Genomic DNA, 20,417 nt, shown 5'->3' on the forward strand with positions numbered 1-20,417 from the left:
AGAAGGCCCGCACTTGGCGGACCTGGGTGGTGGCGGCAGGTCGGTTACTGTTTGTCGCGCGGGCGGCGATACATGAGGTAGGCCGCAGCTTCGGCGGGGTTGTCCGGCGTGTACTGGCCGGTCCCCACGTCATAGAGGTATTCGCCGGTGGTGAGCATCTGGTTGCTGGGCAAGCCGGTCACCGGACCCGCGGCGCGCACGCCGGTCTTGATCAGCTTCTCGGCATCGACCTCGTCGTCCTCTGCGAACCAGTCGTGCCCCTCCTTCCATGCGGCCTGGCCGAACTTCGCGAGCGCCACGCCGGCGTCGACTATCGGATTGGGTCGGCTCGATTGCTGCTTGCCCTCCATCGCCGCGTCTACCGCCGAGGCAACGTCGCGCAGCAGCGGGAACGTCTGGAACGGGAACAGCAGCGATTTGCGCGCGAGCCACGCTGCCCAGTCCGCGGCGTCAGCATCGTCGTCGTCGTCGCCGCCGCCAGGGCCGCGGCCCATCATCAACTCGAACACCGCGTTCGACAGAACCGCGGCCGACAGCCACGTGCCCAGCGCGCGCGCCGGCGACTGCACGCGGCCCAGGTACAGCCCGCGCATGCCAGATTCCTGCAGCCGGTTGTTCATGATCACCATCGGACCGATGAACATGCGCACCCACTTGTAGCGCGGGTCGCGCTCGGCGGCCGACAGATCCTTGGGTGCGCCGGCCTGCTGCGTCTGGCGAATCGACTTGTCCGCCAGCAGCACCGCGTCGGCCGGGCCGGCGCCTTCGGCCAGGGCCTGCTGGTAGCGGCCCAGCCAGATGGCTCGCTCCGAGATCGGCACCACCCAGCGGTGCACTTCCATCGCCATCTTCATCGCGGCGGCGCGCATGCCCTTCTTGCCCGTCAGCTTGCCGAGCACCTGCTGGTAGGTGGAATCCAGCGAGTCGGCGCGCTCGAGCATGAAGGGCGACAGGTCGTGGATGGCGCGCGTCGCCGCGGCCGGGTTGCGGTAGTAGGCGGTGTAGCCGGTCGCCAGGTACTTCGGATCGACACGCGCCGCCGCCTGGATCGGAGCCACCACGGCGTTGGCCATCACCAGCGGGATGCGGAAGCCGAGCGCGGCCACGGCGGTGTTGGTGAGCACGCCGTCGGCCAGCTTCTCCGCCATCTTCGACCCGGGCTCAGCGATGGATGCGCCGGCAACCGAGTTCTTCACGCTGCCGTAGAGCGAGTGGTAGGCGCCCTCGGACAGCCGCTCGATGATCAGGCCCTTCAGCTCGCCGTCTTCGAGCACGCGCAGCGCCTGCTTCACGTACCCGCGGTGGGACAGGTCGGTGATCACGTCGTTGAGGTGGCGCGACAGCACCGCGTGGTAGTCCAGCAGCATCGGCGCGGCGTAGTCGGTGCGCTCCTTCGTGTGGCCCTTGCTGGTCATCGCGCGGCTGAACGTCCCGCCCATCACGCGCTCCTCGGCTGCCCGCGCCTGCTGCGTGCCGCCGCGCGAGGCGCGGGGGTCGTAGACCGCCGGATAGTAGCCGCCGCGCAGGCTGATCTGCGCGCCGCCGGCGCCGGTGAAGATGAGCGGCGTCGGCTCGATGCGCTCCGGCGCGACGCCAGACAGGCGTTTCTGCTGCGCCTCGATGTCCGGCCACAGCGAATCCACAGCGTCCCAGATGCGCTGGATCATCTGGCCGTCGGCCGGCGTCAGGTGCCCCAGCATCTCGGCGACGGTCGCCGGTGTGAACTGGATGGTGCGGCCGTCTGCCAGGTAGCCGCCGCGCATGAGCTTGTCGCGATTGCCGGCGTTGCCCATGTTCAGTGCCAGCGCCACGATCGTGTTGCGGGACACCGAGCGGCCCAGGCCCTGGATGTACACCTTCCGCTGCAAGTCGGCGCGCTGCGCGCTGGTCATGGCGGCAGCCATGTCGGTGAGCATGCCCCCGACCTTGTTGCGGTAGTCGATGCGCAGCTGCTGCGCGGCCTCGGCCTGGTTCCACAGGTAGTCGTGCCAGGGGCCGGTCTCGCCGCCGTCCAGCCACTCGACCACGGTTTCCGGTCGCACTACCCAGTCCAGCAAGCCCTCGTAGGCAGCGCCCACGCTCTGCATCACCGTGCGATCGGCATCCGAGAACGGGACCGGCGCGCGCTCCGCCAGGGCGCTCCGGATCGCGCCGGCCATCTCGGCCTGCGCTTCCTTCCACTCCCGTTTGTCCTTGCCCTTCAGCAGCTCATTCTTGAGCCTGGCCAGGTGCGCGATGTTCGTCACCGCGTCGTGCAGCTCCCGCAACTCGGCCAGCGTCATGTCCTGGTAGTTGGTGACGCGCTCGGCCTCCACGCGCGCCAGCAGCGCGTCGGTGATGGCGGTCAGGTCATCGTCGGCCTGCCGCGCCTCCACCCACGTGCGAAGCGACTGCCGGCGCGACACCTCGCGGGCAGACACCGGGCGGAACTCGAATGCTTCGGTGAGGGCGTCCATGGCCTCCAGGTAGTCGGCCCCGGCCAGGCCCAGGCGCTCGCGCGCCCTGCCTTCGCTCTGCTTGCGGATGTCGCTGGCCTTGCTGGCGATCTCGTCCTTGGCGCGGCGCGCAGCGGCGTAGAGCGCAGCGTTCAGCGCCTGCCGGCGCTTGGCCAGCAGGGCGGCGCCATAGTCGGCCCCAGCCGCGGCGCGGGCCGAATCCGCAGCGGCGCGGCGCTCCGCGACCAGGTAGTCGTTCGGCCGGATCTGTCGGTCGGTCTTGCGGGCCACCACGTCCTCGGCGACAGCGCGCAGCTCGCGGCGGCTCGGCCGCGGCTCACCGGCCAACTGCGCCAGCACCGCCAGCTCGCGATCAAGCACCTGCGCGCGCTTGGAGTTGTGCACCGCCTCCAGCGCCAGCGCCGGCAGCGTCCCGTCGGTCATCGGGTTACCGTGCCGCTCGTGCATGCGTCGGCGCACTTCATCCGGGATCGTCGCCAGCACCTGGTCCACGCCCCATAGCCCTTGCACCAGCTCGTCGCCACTGCTGAACCCCAGCAGCGCCGCGGCCTCGTCTGGATGAATGCCGCCCTCGCGCGCGTAGACTCTGCCCAGCTTCTTCAGGTGGCTGGCGCCGTAGTCCGCCACCAGCGCCGCACGGTCCAGCTTCATGCCCTGCAGCGCGGCCGGCACAGGCTCGCCGGCCGCTTCGGCCGCACCGGACAGGATGCGCCGCGCGCGCACCGCCGGCTGCGCTTCGATCTCGGCCTGCACCTCCTCGCGGACCTTCTCGGCCTCGTCCTTCCACCAGCGCTCGCGCTCGCGGCGGTGCGCCTGCTCCAGCTTCTGCTGCACCTCGGCCCGGGCCTCTTCGGCCGCAGCGGCGAGCATGCGCTGGTAGTCGCTGAACTGCTTTTCGGTGAGGCCGAGCTGCGCCGCTTCGCTGGCGGTGCGCGCGAGCGGCTGCGCGCCGGACCTGGCCTGCGCGACCTCGATCTCCGCCTCGCTGGCCAGCATGCGGTCGAACACGCCGCGCACCTCATCGGTGAGTTGCACGTTGAGGCGGGTCAGGGTGCGATAGACGCCCAGCAGCCAGGCCCGGAACTGCGAGAACACGGATTGCAGCTCAGGCGACGGCGCACGCCCCTCGGCCAGATACGCCTCGAAGCCGCGTGCGAACTGTTCGTGCTGATCGACGCCGATCTTGTCCGGCGACTCGACACCCAGCCAGGCCGTCAGCGCTTCGAAGTCGGCGCGCAGCTGCGGCGTGGCGTTCTCGGCCGCGGCGGCGTCGCGGTAGACCTCCAGGAAGAAGTGCCCGGACTCATGCAGGAACGTGGACAGGTCGGCGTTCTGGAACAGGCTGATCGCCATGCGCTGGTCCGGGTAGACGTCGATCCGGCCGCGGTTCTCTCCAGAAGCAGAAACCCCGCCGGCGGCGGGGTTCTGGTCATCAGCTACGGCGTTTCGACGCCGCTGGTTGCGCCCCGGTTGAGGGCGTCCACGAAGTCCTGCGCTCGCTGGTCCGCCTGATCCAGCTCCCGCGGCGTCGCCGTCCACTCGCCCTTCTGCTGCTGCTCCTGCAGGCGCTGCTGCCTCAGGGCCTCCCCCGAAGGCAGCGTAGAGTTCGGGGCCGACGCGGCCGGAACTGCGGGCGTCGTCAAGGGCTGCTCGGAACGTGCGTTCTGCACTGCGTTGGTCGACATCGGGTATCTCCTCGATGGGGATCTCGAATGCGGTCCCCATGGGGCCGTCGTTGTTGATCGCGGTGATCGAAACCCGGCCGTCACCAGTGTACTCCTCGGCCAGCGCCCGGACCACCTTCGGGGCATTGGCATGTGCTTCGGCCAGGACAGAAACCGGGACAGGTCGCCCAGTTCGGATTGCACGCCCGATAGCGCCCTCGACCGAATTCTGGGGCGACCGGTAGACGTAGCGAATCTCTACAGTCCGGCCGGACGCCAGGGCGGCGGCCACGTCGCTGCGCGCGCGCTCTAGGTTGGACAGCGTGCCGTCCAGGGTGACGTCGGCGTTGCTGCTGCCCATCACCGCCTTGATCGCCGTGGACTTACCAGATCCGCCGCCGCCGGCAGTGAACACGACGACGGGCTCTCGCCCTTCCGCGACCGGGCCGGCCAGTGCCTGCGCAAACAGGCGGCGCGTCAACGTGCTCGCCGCGCGGTGAATCCGTGGCGACAGGCTGCGGTCGGCCCGGTACTCGGGCGACAGCTCACGCACCATGTCGGTGTCGATGACCCGGCCTCCCTCGGTGCCTGGCAGCGCCGCGTACTCGCCGGCCAGTTGCTCGTCGGTCCGATCACCGAAATCCAGTTCGGGGGCATTCGGACCTGCCGGGCTCTGGTAGAGCGACACGATGTCGCCACTCAGCGCCTCACGCGCGGCGGTGTCCGGTAGGGCGACGCTCCAGGTCTGCCGCTGGCCTTCGATCGGGTCGTCGTGCACCACCTCGCCGCCGGCAGCCTCGGCCGCGGCCTGTGCCTGGTTCAGCGTCAGAAAGTCGCGGGGCTGCCCCTGTTCGTCGGCCAGCAGCCACTTCCCCGCACGCTGTGCGTAGGCGTTGCCGTCGCGAACGATCGTCTGCTGGCCACGGGCATCCTGCGTCACGCGAGGACGCCCAAGCAGTCCGCGCAGCGCGTCGATGCCCCGCTGCATGAACGTCCTCGTCGGCGCCGCCGCTGTGTCCGTACCGGTGCCGACCCCTGCCATTCGCTGCTTGTACAGCGCCAGCGGATCCTGCCCGGTCATCTGGCCGATGCGCCCAAACGCGGCGCCCCACAGCTTGGCTTGCGCCTCGGCCTGCGCCGGCGTGTAGCGCTGCGTCGCCAGCAGCTGGGCGTATACGTCGGCCTGCACCTTGGCCGCCGACTCCGACGCGGCCCGTGCGGCGTCCGTGGATTCGCTGCCGACGCCCAGCTCCTGCGCCAGGCCCTCGGGGCTGAACTTCTCCAGCTCCACCTCGCTCAGGCCATCGGCGGACAGGCGCGCGTGCCGGCGGATCTCGTCGGCGTTTGGCATGCGCGACACCACGCTCACCCACTTGGCCATCGGGATCGTGACGTCGCCGGTGGCCATCTGCTCGGCCAGCGCCTCCGGGCCGCCAACGGCTTCCTCAAGCACCCCCGGCGACGACTGGAACAGCGTTGCGACCGCATCGGCTGGCAGGTAGACCCGCGCATCGCCGGCGCCGGACGCGTCCACCAGCGCCTCAGCGTCCGCGGGCGAGCGCTCGACCAGCTTGGTGGCAGCCGCCGCCTCAGTGATGTCCTTCAACTGCGCGGCCTGGTCGGCCGAAGCCACGGTCTGCTGCAGCTGCTCGCCGAATGCACGCTGCTGGGCGTGCGACGGCCCGCCGCCGCCAGCCGCTTCGATGAGCCCCATCGGACCGCCAACGATCATCGCGTCCAGCACCTGCGCCAGCTTCTCGCTGGTCGGCGTCTGCTTGCCCTGCAGCAGATCCTCGGCGTCCACCTGCGCGGCCTGGGTGACGCCCTCGCTCAGCGCCTCGGATAGGGGCGTGGTGATGAACCGGCGCGCGCCGCCGCCGAAGGCATGTGACAGCGGGATCACCGAGCCGACCGCTTCCAGACCGCCCTGGGCCGCGCCCTCGCGCAACGCCTGCAGGTCGCTCGCACCCTCGTTGACCCGGTCCGCGTAGGTCTGCATGCCCGTGGTGGCGCCCATCGCAGCAGCGCCAGCCTCCGGGTTGCGCGTGGCCATCGCGAACAGCATCGCCGGCACCGAGTCGGCCAGCATGCCGCCGTAGTAGCGCAGCGAGTTGCCGGGGGCGTCGATCGCCGCGCGCACGCTCGCCGGCCGCGCCGATTGGCTGCCGAGTGCCTGCTGCTGCGCGGTCAAATCCTTGGTGAAGTCCTGCGCACCGCTGGCGAAGCGCTCCGCGCCGGTGGGATCACGGTAGGTCGCCGCGGCGCGCGCCAGCGCATCCTGCCGATCGGTGTCTCCGCGCGCCGCCGCTGCATCTGCCTCTCGCTGGTACAGGTCGGCGGTGACTCGGTTGGCCGTATTGGCGAAGGACAGCACCCGACCGAGCGACTGCGCCGCGGTCGAGAAAACCTTGGCGTCTGCGACCTGGAACCGCGCGCCCATGTAGTCAAGCGTGGCGCCCACGGTGCTGTTGTAGGCGCTGTCGCTGATCGGCAGCAGGTTGCGGATCGTGCGATGGAAGAATCCCATGTCCTCCGGCTCGCGGGTGCCAGCGAGGCTGCCGGACAGGCGCTCCAGGCCCGGAGCCTCGTCGCCGGCCAGGGCCATGCGCCGCGGGTCCGCCAAGAACTGGCCGACGACCGGGGCGCGCTGCCCGACCGCATCCAGGCCGTCGAGCCGATCCTGCTCATGGAAGTCCTGCAGGTTGTCCGCCACGACGCCGAACGGCAGGCCGCGGCGCGCGGCGATGTCGTTGGCGCGGGCGGCGTCGTCGGGACGCTGGCCGCCGGTGGAGACCGCTACGGCACGCAGGCGCTGCTTCCGCTGATCCTCGATCTGGTCGGCGAGGTCGTCGAATCCGTCCAGCAGGTTGTCGGTCACTTCGTGGCGCCTCGCTTCGTGGTGATGTACTGGGTGATCCACGCATCGGTGGGGTTGCTGCCGTACTTGGCACGGTAGGCATCGCGCACCGCGGCGCGGTCCGCTTCGCTGATCTGCAGCTGGTACTGCTCGCCGGTCGAATAGATCGACGTGCCCCCGGGCGAGATGCGCGCCGTCAGGCCGTCCGCGCTCCAATCGGCCACGCCGCCGGATGCCTTCCGCTCGGCGAATCGCTTGGCCACGGTGCGCAGCAGCACGTCGGACTGTTCCGGCGACAGCTTCTTGCCGCCGCTCTCCTGGATGGCGGTGGCCACGGCGTTGTTGTAGGCGATGCGGAACTGCCCGCGCTCCTGCTCGCGCGGCAGGTTCTTCTTCTGCGAGTCCTTGCCGACTGCGTCGCCCTCCTTGCCGATGCCGACCATGCGGAACCCGGACGCCAGGCGCTCGTCCTCGGTGAGCCAGTCGGCGCGTTTGGCCGCGTTGCTTGCCTGCTGCTGATCGTCGGCCAGCTTCTTCATGGTGGCGCCGCTGAGCTTGTCCGCGTATTCGGCCAGCTTCGTCCGGGCGAACGCGCCGGGGTCAGTCGCCTGCAGCCTGTACAGACGGTCGACGGTCACCGGATCGTCCTGCACGATCGTGCCGCTGGCCTGCAGCTTGCGGAATCGGTCGATCGATTCGTTGAGGCTGGCCGTGCGCCCCACCAGCGCCATCTCGTCAGGGGATAGGATCTGCGACAGCGGCGTGGTGGCGCTGGCCTGGGTCACCTTCTGGTAGACCGATAGCCCGATGGTCTTGTCGGCGTCCTCGCGCTGCAGCTTCGCCACCTCCCAGCGGTCTTTCAGCCGGCGCTCGGCCGCCACGCGCCGGCGCGGGTCCGCGATGCTGTCGATGCGCGCCAGCGCGTCGCCCTTCGTCGCCGCCGGCCCAGCCGGGACGATTGCACCGCCATCACCGCCGGCGGCCCGCCAGCGTGCTGCGCGGCCGCTGACCTCGCGCACGTACAGCGCCGTCTTCGGGTTCTCGTCCACGCGGCCGCGGTTGACCACCGCATCAGCGCCACCGTCGCCGGCGAAGTGCGCGGCGATGGCATAGCTCGGGCCGCTTTTGTCCATGCGCTCCTTGAACTGGCGCGCCGCGGCATCGGCGGATGCGCGCGCATCGGAGCGGTCGAAGTCGCCGAGCTGCGCCGACGTCGTGCGGCGGTACTGCAGCAGCCCCTCGGCATGGTCGCCGTCGTCCAACGGCTGCGGGTTCTTCGCCTTGGGGTTGAACCCGGATTCCTGCTCGGCCAGGGCGTACAGGTATTCGCGCGGCACGCCGTGCTTGGCCGCCGCCTCGTCCAGCACCGCGGCGACCTCCGGCGTGGGCTTCCCGCGCGGCGCCGGCACGTGGTCCGGATCGGCGCCACCCTGTTCCGCCCACGTCGCATCGGCGTCGGCCTGGCGGTCCTCGACGTAGGGCAGCAGCGTGCGCTCGGTGACGGCCCGATCCTCCGGGGTCATCTGGTCCGCGAAGCGCTGGTAGTACGACTCGGCCGCGAACGGGTCGCGCGTCATCATGCCGACCACCGTCTGCCGGCGCACGGACGACACGATGCCGCGCTCGCTGGCCTTGATCGCTTCCTCGCCGTAGCCCTGGGTCTGGTAGGCCGCGCGGGCGATGCCCAGCACCTCCTGCATGCGCGTCTCGGCCAGGCCATAGTCGCCCGAGACCGCAGCGCTGACGGCGTCCTGGGAGACGTTCTCCATGGTCGCCTTGCGCTCTGCGGCTTCGTACCCGGCGTATTCGCGATCGGCGTAGTTGGCGACGCGGCTCTGGACGGTGTCCCGGAAGCTGTAGGCCACCTGGTCGAACTTCGCCTGTTGGTCACGCGTGAGCCCGGCGCGGATGTCGGCGACATGCTTGTCCAGGTCCGGCAGCAGCGCGTTGGCGGCGTTGAGCGATTCCTTGCCCTGGTACTTGGCGATGCCATCCGGGTTGTCGGGCCGGAAGGTGTTGCCCTCCCAGTCGGACAGCTGGCGCCGCGCGGCCATCACCGCGGTGAGGTCCGCTTTCTGCTTCTCGCGCTCGGCGTACTGCGCGACAGCACCGCCCAGGATCTCACCGGTCCGGATCGCCGGCGAGAAGTCCAGTTGCGCGGTGTTGCGCACGTTCGGCGCGGCCTGCACCTGCACCTGCGGGCCAGGGCTGCGGGGAATGATCGTTGCCATCATGCGCTCCAGGCTCCGGCGTAGACATTGGACCGGCCGTAGGTGCTGCCGCCGAGGTTCGCGCTGCCGCTCACGCGAGCCGCGGAGCGCGCGGAGCTGGCGCCACCGTAGATCGATGCCGAAGAGGCAAGCGAGCCGAGAATCGTTCCGGTCGCCTGGGCCCTACCGGACCACCGCGAGATCGAACCCTGGTTCCGGAAGTTCGTCGCCTGGGCGCTGTAGCCCCATGCCTGCCGCGCGGCGTTCTGCCGGATCGTCTGCTGGTCGACCTCGCCGAACATGGCCGTCTCGCCCAGGATCTCGGATGGAGTGCCGAGCGTCGGGTCGATGTTGTTGGCGGCGATGGCGGCGCGCTGTTGCCCGATAAGCGCGCGCGTGCGCCACGCGGCTTGCTCGGACTCGCGCGTCCCCTGCGCGTTTGCGTTGTCGGCCTCGTTCTGCGCAAGCCGCTCGTTGTTCGCGGCGATCTCGGCCTCAGCCTGCCCCTGCTTGTTCTGCTGGTCGGCCGTGTACAGGCCGGTGCCGACGGTCGCGCCGATGGCAAGCCACGCCGCGGTGGCGGTGGTGATTTCACACATTGGGGTGGCTCCGGTAGAACGGACGGAAAGGCAACGCGTCGGGGCCGAAGGTGATCGGCGCAATCAGGGTGAAGCCCAGCCAGCGCAGCCAGCGCTTCGCGGCCGCGTTGCGGTCGTCCACGAGGTTGAACAGCATCGCTGGGAACTGGTCTTGCAGAAACGCCACCGCCGGCCGCGATAGCCGCACCAGTTCGCGCTGCGCGGTCAGCGAATCGAGCGCGGTGGACCCGATCATCCACACAGTCGCGGTGCCGCCAAGTAGCGAGTACGGTGCGGCGCCGAACATGCACACCGGCGAGCCGCGGAGCACTGCCGTGTAGGCATGCCGCGATGCCGCTAGGCATGCGTGCATGGCCTCAGCCGGCCCCCTGCGGGCCTCAGCCCAAAGCTCGGCTACGTCGGCGGGCCTGGGGCTGGCTGCGATCACGTCGATGTGGGCGGCGGTGGCCGGGACGATCTGCGCGTGCAGCATCAATCGGACACCGCATAGGACGGCACCAGCGCCAGGATCTCCATCGGCAGCGGATCATCGGAGACGATGTGGAAGTGCCCAGCGTCCTGGTCCCACTTGCACGTCATCGTCTTGGTGACGACGCCGGTAAACGGCTGAGTCGGCACGTCGTAGTCCTCGAACTCGCGCTGTGCCACCGGGTCCAGCAGCTCCAGCGAGGATCCGATGTAGATCCCGCGCGTCTCCAGCAGTTGCACGTCCACCCTGAAGGGCAGCTTCTTGGACGCGCGCATCGACTCGCCGCCGGGGTTGTTGGCCTCCAGGGTCTCGATGTGCGCGGTGTACTTGAGCCCGACCTGCGCCACGCCAGCGGGCTCCTGTAGGGTGATCGAGCCGCCGGCGACGGTGCGCGGAGCGTGCACGTTGCCATCGACCAGCGGCACCACCTCCAGCCCCTCCAGATGATCCAGCCCGCTGATCGTGTTCCGCTGGAAGGTCCACGACTGCAGCGGCACGCCGCGCATCGGCGCAGGCAGCGTGCCGATGGAGTAGGCCCGCACCTGCGTGGCGCTCACGTACTCGGCGATACGCAGCCGCGCGCGCGCCGCGCCGGCGAAGACCTCGAACCCGTCCTCCACGTCGCTGGTGCCGACGAACAACGCCGAGCTCGCCGTGATCGTCAGCACCGCCGTCTCGGTCCAATCCCCGCCGCTGGTGATGGTGATCGTGGTGTCGCTGGTGTTGCGCCCGTCGTAGGTGAGGCAGCTGTCGCGGTACTTGTAATCGGCCTGGTCGGCGTAGCGCGTTGGCGCCATCTGCTCGATGTACTGCTTGGACACGCCGTTGACCACCCGCCGCACCAGCACGTAGGTCTCGGTCTCGTCGGCGCTGGGCAGGCAGCACACGTCCAGGATCTCGCCCTGCGTGTCGTGCCGATGCCAACCGATCACCTCCTGCTCGGGCACATAGGTGCAGCCGATCAACACGCCGTCATCGCGCGGGAACCAGAGCACGGACCATGGCGCCGGAGCGGACTCGATGCCGCGGAACGTGTGCCCCTTGATGAGGTGATCGGCCCAGATGCTGATCTCGCTTCCGGTGAACCCGTCCTTCTCGAACTTGTAGGCCAGGTCGCGGATCTTCTGCCCGGCCTCCTCGATGAAGATGGCCGACTCGCCCAGCACCCTGGCCTGCACCTTGCTGGTGCCGTAGTAGGACTGCGGCTTGACCCCGACGGTCGATGGCGTCACCACGTCATCCTGCCCGGTGGTCATCTTGCAGACACTGCCGCTGGTCAGGATCAGCAGATTGTCCAGCGGCACCAGGTCGCGGATCGCGTTCACCTGGCGCAGGTTGATCGTGAAAGAAACGGCATCGCTGTCCACGATCGGCGAGCTGCGCCCGAAGTTGTTGTAGTCGCCGATGTTCGATGCCCACGCGGTCTGCGGGTCGGTCGGCGAACCAGCGAACCACAACCGGTCGGCGTAGAACTCCACCTCGCCGGGGTAGCCATAGCGGTAGGACCAGGCACCAGCCGCCCACACGTCCGTTCCGCCGACGGCGCCGCGCGCGTACTCGGTGACCACCACATTGCCGGTGCCAACCGGTGGCGGCTCGAAGAAATTGATCTTGTCCGCCGTCGCGTCGATCGTCCAACCCTGTGCCATCACGCCACCTCGCTGGAGCTGCGGCCGATCCCGCCGGTGCTGGTGCCACCGGTGCCGCTGCCGCCTGGGTAATAGGGATTCGACTGGACGGGCACGCCGTCGATGGTGACCGTGTAGTCGAGGTATGAAGCGCTGGACGCGCCGGGGATGCTGAACTGCAGCGTGGTGCCATCGCCGTCGAAGGTCCACGGGCCTGCCGCCGGCGGCGGTACGGTGCCGACGATGCCGTCCGGGATGCGTTCGATGACGGTGCCGGTGACGGTGTACTGGTCGGTGTAGGCGGTGATCTGCACCAGACCGAAGCCACCGTGGACATACTCCCATTCGACGCCGACCGCATAGCTGTTCACGCCATCGTCCTTGATGTCCTGCGGGCCGTCGAACGCGCGACCCACGTCGTGGACTGGGCGCACGCCGCCGCAAACGTAGTACCGATCGCTTCCTTTCGTGCCCAGGTTGGTCGGGACGCTGACGCACCGATAGACCTTGCTGTCGGAGCGGCGCAGTGCGCCGACCGGCACGTTCTTCTCGGCAGCCACCCAAGGCTTCACCGAGCGCAGCTCCTTCTCCTCCAGGTAAAGCAGCGACCCGATCATGTCCACGGTGAAGGCCGGGACGTTGGCGGTAACCGTCACCACACCCTGCACCGCAGACACCGCCATCTTCGCGGCCTCGTCGGTGTTGAACGGGCGGAAGGGACCACGGCGGAACGCGTAATCGCGCATCTCGAACGACGTGGCCGACAGCCGGCGCAGTTCCTTCGGCGGGATCTGAGGGTGCACCAGGTACAACACGTCGGCCGACTGCGTGAACCGGACGTCGTAGATCAGCGTCCCGGTGTACGGGGTGGTCACTTCCACGATGTTGCCGCTGCTGTCGCGCAGTAGCGCGCCGTTGACCCAGAACCGCATGTACCCGTCGCCCATCTCGATCAGGTACTTGACCAACGTGGAATAGACGAACGCGATGATGCGGGTGTCGCGGTCGCTGTGCTTGACCTCACCGCGGAACAAGAGTCCCGGCCGCTTGGCGACGCCGCCGGTCGGCTTGGTGATGACGTTGCGGCAGGTCTTCAGGCTCGTGGCATAGCGCACGAGGTCGGTGCGGCCATGCAGGCCCGGTGATAGCTCGCCGCCGGACATCGTTGGTTGCAGGAAGCGCATGATCAGATCCTCGACGCCTGCAAGGCGCTCATCGGCTCAGCGTCTTGGTTCGATTCGTTGAAGTCGTGCGCGGCGGCGGTGGACAGCGCCAGCTGATAGAGCTGCTTCAGCCCGGTCTTTGCGTTCAGCCCCTTGTCGCCGATCAGCGACGGCGCGGCCTCCTCCGCGAGCTTGCAGGCCAGCGCGTCCACGAACTTCGCCGGGTAGCGCTGCGGATCCTCCACGCGCGAGACGTACACCAGCCAGGCCTGCGGCAGGTCCGACAGCAGGCACGTCCCCTGCTCGCCGCCGCACTGCTCGAAGTCGTGCATGTAAGCGGCCACGTTCTCCCGGTGGCACCAGCGCGACAGGCGGCGCACCGTGCGCAGGCCGTTGTCATCGGTCACCGCGATGGCGGTGATGCAGTCGGCAGGCCGCGCATAGCGGTAGGTCCAGCCGGGTAGCGGAGCCTCGGCGTCCGGCGCCAGACGCAGCGCTTTGATGGCCCACGGCCAGTTCCGCTCGGCGAGCACCAGATCGCGCATCGGCTCCCACAGCCGAGCGAAGGCGCGAGCCTCCTTGGAACGATCAGTGGGCGCGGCGATCGACACGTCGTTGCCGAGCTTTCCGAGCGCCAAATTGAAGATGGATACCTGCGAGGGCATCGGTCAGTCCCCACGCGGGCCGTACAGGCGATCAGCCATCGATCGGCGATCCGGCGGACTGCAGCCCAAGTCGGTGATTTGCAGCTCCAGGCAGCGCTTCGGCTTGCCCTCCACCTGCTCCTCGGACACCGAGATGACCTTGGCCAGCGCCTGCACGTCCATCGGCGCGCCGACCGGCGGCATGCTGGCGATGCCCAGCGCTTCCAGCTGCGCATCCTCCAGGCGGATGCGCAGGCCCCAGGGGTAGTCGGGTTCCTTGAAGTCGCCGCAGCACTCGCTCGCGTCGTCCTTCTTCTCTTCCTCGTCGGTACTCTTCATCGAGGCCAATTTCATTGCGCTCTCCCGGAAATGCAGAGGGCGCCCGAAGGCGCCCCCTGTCTCTGCTACGGTGGTGGTGTGGCTTACGCTTCGGCGGAGCGCGCAGCGGTCTCGGTGTCGATGGCTTCCAGCACGCCCTTGCGCGCCTTGCCCTTCGACTCCGCGTCGCGGTAGCTGACCAGCTGCTCGGGCGTGAGCGACGCCAGATCGCCGGTGATGTCCGCCACGGTGCGATCCAGGAACGGATCGGCTTCCGGCTCGGCCGGCGTGCCGCCGTCGACCACCTCCATCCACTTGCCCAGCTCGTCCTCGCTGGCGATCTCGAACTCCGCATTCGCTGCGCCCGGGGTGCGCAGCACGTTGCCGTAGTAGCCCTCGGCGATGGCCATGACCTTGATGCCCATGTGTCAGCCCTCCTTTAGGCCACGTAGTTGCGCGGGTACGCCTTCCAGCGCTGCGCGTCGAGGGACAGGCCGGCGGTCACGGTGCCGGCGCTGACGGTGCCGCCGGCGGTGTAGCTCAGCCGCAGGTACTTCTCGGCGCCGCTCGGCAGCGGGATCACGATCGGCCCCTTGGCGAAGTCGGCCGGCGTCAGGGCGGCGCTGGTGAACAGCGTGGCTGCCGAAGAGAACGCCGCGTTGTCGTCGGTCTGCAGCGCGACGGTGAGGGTCGGCGAGCTGCCGGCCATGGCGGTCGGGGTGGTCAGCACCAGGTAGACCGGCTGGCCCACGCCGACGTCGCGCGCGGCGGCCTTCAGCGGGGTCAGATCGATCACGTTGGTGGAGTTGGCGGTCGCGATGGTCTGCGCCGTCGAGAACTCGTTTTTTGCGTCGAGGAACATTGTGTGATTCTCCTAAGAATCGAGAGAACCCCGGCGTGGCCGGGGCTGTGTGCGTGGCGTTGGGGAGCCGCTTAGACGACGCGGGCCTCGGTGTTCAGCAGGCCGTCGACGCGGCGGAACGGCACTTCGTCCAGCATCATCACGCGGCGGCCGGAAACGTCGCCCCAGGCCAGGGTGGACTGGGCGATCTTGTTCGAGATCTGCCGGCGGAAGAACGACGACAGGGTGCGGTTGCCGTAGAAGCGCGGGGTGACGCCGGTCAGGCTATGGATCTTCTCCACCGCCTGCGCGACCAGGTCCACCAGGTCGGCGCCGGCCGACGCGTTCTTGGTCAGCGCGGTGGTGTCGATGTTGGCCACGCGCACGACGAAGCGCCAATCCTTCATCACCAGACCGTTCTGCCACTTGTAGTCGTCGATGTAGGCGCGGAAGCGGTTGCCGTTCGCGTCGAACGCCCAGTCGTCGCCAGCGCCCTTGTTGAACTGGATGCCCGCCTTGGAACCCTTCGGGAAGCCGCCCCAGACGGTGTGATCCGACCAGCCGATCAGCCACAGCGAGGTGTTGTTCGAGCCGGTGCCGCCGGCGTCGATGATGTTCACGCCATTGTCCGCGCCGGTGATGCTGCTGAAGCGCGGGGCCAGGCCCAGGATCTCCTCGCCGTTCGCGGCGATGTTGCCGTAGAACAGCTTCTGGCAGAAGGTCTGGTTCATCGCCTCGATGAAGGCGCGCGCTTCGCTCAGGCGGAACGCGGCGGTGTTGCCGTTGAGGTCGGCGACCGACTTGTCGATCTCGCACAGCGCGGTCAGCTCGCCGAACGCCTCGTCGATCTGCACGGTGGTGCTCTTGGACTTCGGGATACCCGCGTTCATCTTGCGGTAGTACGCGGCCGGCAGGCCCGAGCGCTGGGTCACGCGGTGACCCGTGGGCAAATTGCCCTCGTACCACGGGATATCCTGCAGGATCTCGTTGTTCTGCGTCAGCAGCTCCGCGATGTCCGCGGTGTTGCCGTCCGGATCCAGACGCTTCGCGACGTCCAGCAGGGTTACTGCATCGCCACCGATGGTAGCCATAGTGCTTTCTCCATAAAAAAAGCCCCTTTCGGGGCCGTGTGGTCAGGGTGTGGTGTGGGTACTACTTGCCGTCGCCGAACAACCGAGTGGCGAGATCGCCGGACCTGCTGGGCGCGGTGCTGCCACCCAGGCCATCCATGCTGCTGTCGCGTGCGAGGCTGCCGAAGAACGAGAACGCCTTGATCAGCGCCGGGTGGTTGCCCCACCCCAGTTCCTCGAACGCGGCAGTGAGGGCCGGATCGTTGACGGCCTTCACCGCGGTGCGCGCCAGACCGACGTGCTCGTCGTACTTGTCGCCGAACTGGGTCTTCGCCTGCGCGCCCCAGTCCTCCATCTGCTGGTGGCGCTGGGCGGCGAGTGCCGCCTGGATCGCTTGCGCGTCCTCGCCGGTCATGCGGGTGTACAGGTCGATGGCTTCCTGAGCCTGCTCCTGCGTCCACCCCTTGCCCCTGAAGAACTCGGTTGCGGTCTTCAGCCGCTCGCCTTCCAGCGCGAAGCCATCCGGCACCTTGAACTGCGCGTATTGCTCCGGTGCGCCGGCGGGCTTGTCGCCGCCGTCCTGCTTGCCGCTCTCGGGGCCATCGCCCTTCTGCGGTTCCTGCTTTCCACCTTCGTTGCCCTGACCCTCGGCGGACCCCGGCGCGGTGGCCTGGTCTGCCTGCTGCTTCGCGGCGTCGTTGGTGCTCTGCTGGCCTTCCCCGGGATTTTGATTGCCGGTGTCGGCTGCGTTTTCAGTCGTCATGGTCGCTTTCCTCTGCTGCGTTGAGCTGCTGCTGCAGCTGCTTCTGGGCCTTGTTGGCCTCGGTGCGCATCTGCGGCTCGCGCTCCGGGCAGTTGTCGCGGATGGCGTGCAGCCACCACTGCGCCGCCTCCTGTCGTCCAATGGCGCGCGCCTGCGCCATGGCGTTCGTGTTGAAGGGCGATGCGTCGACGCCCATGGCTTGGACGAATGCCCAGACCAGGCGGCGGCCGGCCGGCAGATCGAACACCGCGCGTATGTCGTCCTGCAGTTGCCGGAACTGGGTCTCTTCGATCAGCGCGGCCGCGCGCTGCGCGGCGTTGCTGCGGGTCAGGGGGTGCGTCACTGGGCAGCCCCCGCCAGCGCGGAACCGAGCGTCTGCGCGATCGACCCATCCTGCGGCACTGCGTCACTGGCCGCCTTGGCCGCCTGGGCGCCATCCTTGAGCGCTGGCGCCATCTGGGCGATCTGCGCCATGCGCTGCTGCTGCGCGCGCGCCTCGCGGATGCTGGCGACCGCATCGTCGGAGCGGATCATCGAGGCCGGCACGTCGATGCCGCGGGTGTACACGTCCACCGTCTGGTCGGCGTCCAGCTTGTCCAGCACGTCGGGGCTGCCCGTGGCCTGGGCCAGGCCGCCGATGAACTGCACCGCACGCTCGATCGTGCCGCTGCTGTTCGCGCGCTGTGCCTGCGCCAGGATCGAGGTGTACTCGATCTTGAGCGGTACGCTGTCCAGCGCCTCCGGCGCCTCGGGGATGCGGCCGGCACGCTCCAGCAGTCGGTAGACGCGCACCACGACCGGGTCCAGCACTTCGTCGGTCAGCGACTCCAGCGTCGGGCCGAGCACTGCGGCCTTCTCTTCGCGGCGCTGCGCGATCTCGTATGCGGTGCGGCCGGTCTGGTCGCCGAGCTGCTGGAGCATCAGGAACAGGTTGTAGAAGAACGAGTTCTCGATGCGGTTCTCGATCGTGCGGATCTCCTCGCGCACCTGCTGCAGCGCCGCGTAGTTCGGCTGGTAGATCACCTCGGCCTTCGCGCCCTGCTGGTCATCGGGCAGATAGGTCTTCGCGCCGGGTGCCAGGCTGGCCCCGCCCTTGTTGCGCATCGATTCCGGCAGCGCCAGCGGCGGCTGGGACAGGAGATCGATCAGGCGCAGCTTCTCGCCCTCAAGATACTGCAGCTGCTTGATGTCGCCCAGGCAGTCCAGCGCCGGCGATGCCGAATAGATGTCCTCGGCAACCGGGTTCCACCGCGCCACCACGAACGGCGCCTCGTAGTGGCCGCCAATGTCCAGGATCCCGTGCCCGTCGGCCTGCTGGCCCTCGATCCACACCACCTCGCGATATGGCCGGTACTTCGGAGCCTGCAGGCCCAGGGGCCCCATGCCAGGCCGCGCATCGGGGTTCTTCTCGACCAGCGACTCAACCGTGAACTTCTGGTCGCCGTTCTGCTGCAGCGCCTGGCGCACGGTGACCGGCAGCTTCTCCTCGCCGTACCGGTCTTTCAGCTGGCGCGCCGTCTTCTTGTAGCAGCGCCAGATGCTATCCACGCGCCCCTGATCGTCCAGGCCCACAGCGTAGGTGCCGGCGGTGAGCGAGTAGAACCGGACCACCTCGTCGTTGTCCTGCAGCACCAGCATGGGCGCGACGCCGAACATGCCGTCTTCGGTGTAGACGACGGGCATGGCTTTGTAGAAGTTCGACTTTGCCAGCGTGTCGCGGATCAGCTGCGCCACGTCGTCGAGCCACACGCGCACGCCGAACTGCTCGGACAGCTGGGCATCCGGGGTGGCCAGCTTGAACCACGGCTGTGCCTTGCTGGTCATGTGCGCCGTCATGCCGGCGGTCATCACGCGCAGCACTTCCGTGGCCTTGCTGTTGATGATCTTCGCCCGGTTGCGCTTGTACGGCTTGTCGTTCTTGTCGTTGAAGCGACCGCGCGCCGGGTCGATGTATTCCGAGATCTGGCGCCAGTCGGGCAGCCAGTCGTTCAGCTCTTCGCGCATCGCCGTCTTGCGGCGCTGGCAGTGCTGCCGCAGGTCGGTGAGTTCGCTCATCACTCGTCCTTGAACACGCCGACGGCGGTGCCGCCCGTGGTGGTCAGGCGGACGCGCACGCCGGCACCAGTCGCGGGGCCGGGAACCAGCATCGTCGGCTCGCCCTTGTGCAGCGTGCCGATGATCAGGTCGGAACCGGGCGTGCCCATCACGACCTCGGCGCGCACGTTGTCCGGCAGCGCGCCGCTCGCGACGTACAGGCCGATCTTGGACATCGACCCGGCTGCAGGCGTGACCGCCGTGCTGGTGCTGGGCGTGGTGGTGGTCGGATCGAGGATCGAGGTCTGCGTCATTGGAGTACCGCCTTGGGTGGGTCTGGTGGCTGGGGCCGGGCTGCGCTACAGCGCGGCCATCTGCGTGCGCACGTCGCCGGCCATCAGGCCGTAGGTCGCGGTGGTGGGGTGGGTGCCATCGGTCGTCGCGTAGTTCGCCGCGCCCGTCACGATGAACTTCAGGTCATCGGTGCCGCGGATGGACGGCCAGTGCTGGTAGCCGTTGATCGCCGCCCCGACCTGCGAGGTCAGCCACGCATTGAGCTGAGCCGGGATGCCGGTGCTGTCCCAGCCGCCGGTGCCGCCGGAATAAGCCTGGTTCGCCTCGGTGGCCCAGCTGTCCGTCGACGTGGTCCGCGGCAGCAGGTGGCCGGCCAAGATCTTCTGGATACCGTTTGCCCGCAGGAGCGCATAGACCGCGTTCAAGCGCTGCTGCATCGTCGCCAATGTCGCACCGGTGCCGGCATTGCCGATGTCGTTGGTCCCATACATGGCCACCGCGTGGGTCGCGTACTTGGCCAGCGCGGCGTAGCGAGCATCAGCGACCGGCAGCGTGCTGGCGCTCCCGTGCACGGCCAGGCTCATGTAGGCAACCTGGCTGGCATCGGTGTCGTTCGCGTCGCGCATCGCGCGGGACATCCAGCCCAGGCCAGGCACGCGGTTGGTGCTGCCGGCGTCGCCAGTACCCTGCGAGATCGAGTCACCCACGCCCAGCCAGACCTTCGCGTTCGCCGTGGCGTGCCGACCCACCAGCTTGGGCACGTAGCCGTTGCTGCGAGTGGTGACCGCGGTCCCGGTCGCCGTCCACTGCCCGGCGGCGTACACGTCGCTGCTCGTCGTCACGGCCGGGTCGAACCATGCAACCCGGGCACCCGACTGCGACATGTTGCGCGCCGAGCTGTTGCAGAGCGTCGAGGCGCTGGCCGAGTCGAACATCACCAGCAGCTTGATGTAGACGGTCGTGCCGCGCGCGAACTTGGCCAGGGAGAAGTCCGCAGGCCGAAGCGGGTCGCTCAGCACGTCGTTCGCGCCGTCCGCCAGGGTGATGCCCTGGGCGCCGCTGAACGTCCACGGCCGGCAGACGTTGCCGATCTCCAGCGATGCGCCCTGGATCGGAAGCGTGTTGCCGGCGTTGACGATCGAGTTGGTCGAGTAGGCCGCGCGCCAGTTGTCCAGCAGCAGGCGCAGCTCGGTCAGGTCATCCGATCCCAGGATGTACGGCCAGCGGATCTGCACGCCGCGCTTGTTCTGGGTCTCGCCGCCGTTGTGGATCACGTTGCCCGAGCTGGCATAGCGGAGCGGGATCTGCGCGATCGGGCCACCGCCACCCCAGTATCCGCCGCCACCGCGCTGCAGCGGCGAGCGCATCACGGGGCGCGTGACGCGCTGCAGCGGGCGGTAGGAAACC

The 20,417-nt window shown here is 68.7% G+C and carries 16 protein-coding genes; all 16 read right to left on the bottom strand.

The genetic code is table 11. The features are described 5' to 3' along the window. Positions 1 to 44 precede the first annotated feature (44 nt). The gene (locus tag SLW52_RS16655) at positions 45 to 6,998 is read right to left on the bottom strand and encodes a zeta toxin family protein (RefSeq protein WP_320740746.1); all 6,954 of its coding nucleotides are present in this window, start codon (positions 6,996 to 6,998) and stop codon (positions 45 to 47) included. Beyond that, entirely contained in the window at positions 6,995 to 9,208 is a 2,214-nt protein-coding gene (locus tag SLW52_RS16660; protein WP_320740747.1) for a transglycosylase SLT domain-containing protein, read from the bottom strand. Before SLW52_RS16660 ends, SLW52_RS16655 begins: the two co-directional genes overlap by 4 nt. Beyond that, positions 9,208 to 9,786, bottom strand: coding sequence for a hypothetical protein (locus SLW52_RS16665; protein WP_320740748.1), 579 nt, complete (start codon positions 9,784 to 9,786; stop codon positions 9,208 to 9,210). Before SLW52_RS16665 ends, SLW52_RS16660 begins: the two co-directional genes overlap by 1 nt. Further along, complete coding sequence (locus SLW52_RS16670; RefSeq protein WP_320740749.1) at positions 9,779 to 10,258, bottom strand: hypothetical protein; 480 nt, start codon at positions 10,256 to 10,258, stop codon at positions 9,779 to 9,781. Before SLW52_RS16670 ends, SLW52_RS16665 begins: the two co-directional genes overlap by 8 nt. Then, positions 10,258 to 11,904 (bottom strand): hypothetical protein, encoded by a 1,647-nt coding sequence (locus SLW52_RS16675; RefSeq protein WP_320740750.1) that lies wholly within the window; start codon positions 11,902 to 11,904, stop codon positions 10,258 to 10,260. Before SLW52_RS16675 ends, SLW52_RS16670 begins: the two co-directional genes overlap by 1 nt. Then, positions 11,904 to 13,067: a hypothetical protein gene (locus tag SLW52_RS16680; RefSeq protein ID WP_320740751.1), complete on the bottom strand. Its 1,164-nt coding sequence runs from the start codon at positions 13,065 to 13,067 to the stop codon at positions 11,904 to 11,906. Before SLW52_RS16680 ends, SLW52_RS16675 begins: the two co-directional genes overlap by 1 nt. A 2-nt stretch (positions 13,068 to 13,069) precedes the next feature. Continuing rightward, positions 13,070 to 13,711, bottom strand: coding sequence for a hypothetical protein (locus SLW52_RS16685; protein WP_320740752.1), 642 nt, complete (start codon positions 13,709 to 13,711; stop codon positions 13,070 to 13,072). A gap of 3 nt (positions 13,712 to 13,714) precedes the next feature. Next, the gene (gp10, locus tag SLW52_RS16690) at positions 13,715 to 14,044 is read right to left on the bottom strand and encodes a capsid staple protein (RefSeq protein WP_320740753.1); all 330 of its coding nucleotides are present in this window, start codon (positions 14,042 to 14,044) and stop codon (positions 13,715 to 13,717) included. A 68-nt stretch (positions 14,045 to 14,112) separates the two neighbouring features. After that, positions 14,113 to 14,433 carry a hypothetical protein gene (locus tag SLW52_RS16695; RefSeq protein WP_320740754.1) on the bottom strand — a complete coding sequence of 107 codons (321 nt, stop codon included), beginning with the start codon at positions 14,431 to 14,433 and terminating at the stop codon, positions 14,113 to 14,115. A 14-nt stretch (positions 14,434 to 14,447) separates the two neighbouring features. After that, positions 14,448 to 14,870 carry a Bbp16 family capsid cement protein gene (locus tag SLW52_RS16700; protein WP_320740755.1) on the bottom strand — a complete coding sequence of 141 codons (423 nt, stop codon included), beginning with the start codon at positions 14,868 to 14,870 and terminating at the stop codon, positions 14,448 to 14,450. A 71-nt stretch (positions 14,871 to 14,941) separates the two neighbouring features. Continuing rightward, complete coding sequence (locus tag SLW52_RS16705) at positions 14,942 to 15,940, bottom strand: major capsid protein (RefSeq protein WP_320740756.1); 999 nt, start codon at positions 15,938 to 15,940, stop codon at positions 14,942 to 14,944. A gap of 61 nt (positions 15,941 to 16,001) precedes the next feature. Beyond that, entirely contained in the window at positions 16,002 to 16,682 is a 681-nt protein-coding gene (locus tag SLW52_RS16710) for a hypothetical protein (protein WP_320740757.1), read from the bottom strand. Continuing rightward, positions 16,672 to 17,025: a hypothetical protein gene (locus SLW52_RS16715; protein WP_320740758.1), complete on the bottom strand. Its 354-nt coding sequence runs from the start codon at positions 17,023 to 17,025 to the stop codon at positions 16,672 to 16,674. Before SLW52_RS16715 ends, SLW52_RS16710 begins: the two co-directional genes overlap by 11 nt. Then, positions 17,022 to 18,737: a portal protein gene (locus SLW52_RS16720; protein WP_320740759.1), complete on the bottom strand. Its 1,716-nt coding sequence runs from the start codon at positions 18,735 to 18,737 to the stop codon at positions 17,022 to 17,024. Before SLW52_RS16720 ends, SLW52_RS16715 begins: the two co-directional genes overlap by 4 nt. Continuing rightward, entirely contained in the window at positions 18,737 to 19,030 is a 294-nt protein-coding gene (locus tag SLW52_RS16725) for a hypothetical protein (protein ID WP_320740760.1), read from the bottom strand. The genes SLW52_RS16720 and SLW52_RS16725 overlap by 1 nt, the downstream gene beginning before the upstream one ends. Before the next feature lie 45 nt (positions 19,031 to 19,075). After that, positions 19,076 to 20,377, bottom strand: coding sequence for an SGNH/GDSL hydrolase family protein (locus SLW52_RS16730; protein WP_320740761.1), 1,302 nt, complete (start codon positions 20,375 to 20,377; stop codon positions 19,076 to 19,078). Positions 20,378 to 20,417 lie beyond the last annotated feature (40 nt).

Origin of the sequence: Xanthomonas sp. LF02-5 (assembly GCF_034105325.1) — a bacterium.
GTDB lineage: Bacteria > Pseudomonadota > Gammaproteobacteria > Xanthomonadales > Xanthomonadaceae > Xanthomonas_A > Xanthomonas_A sontii.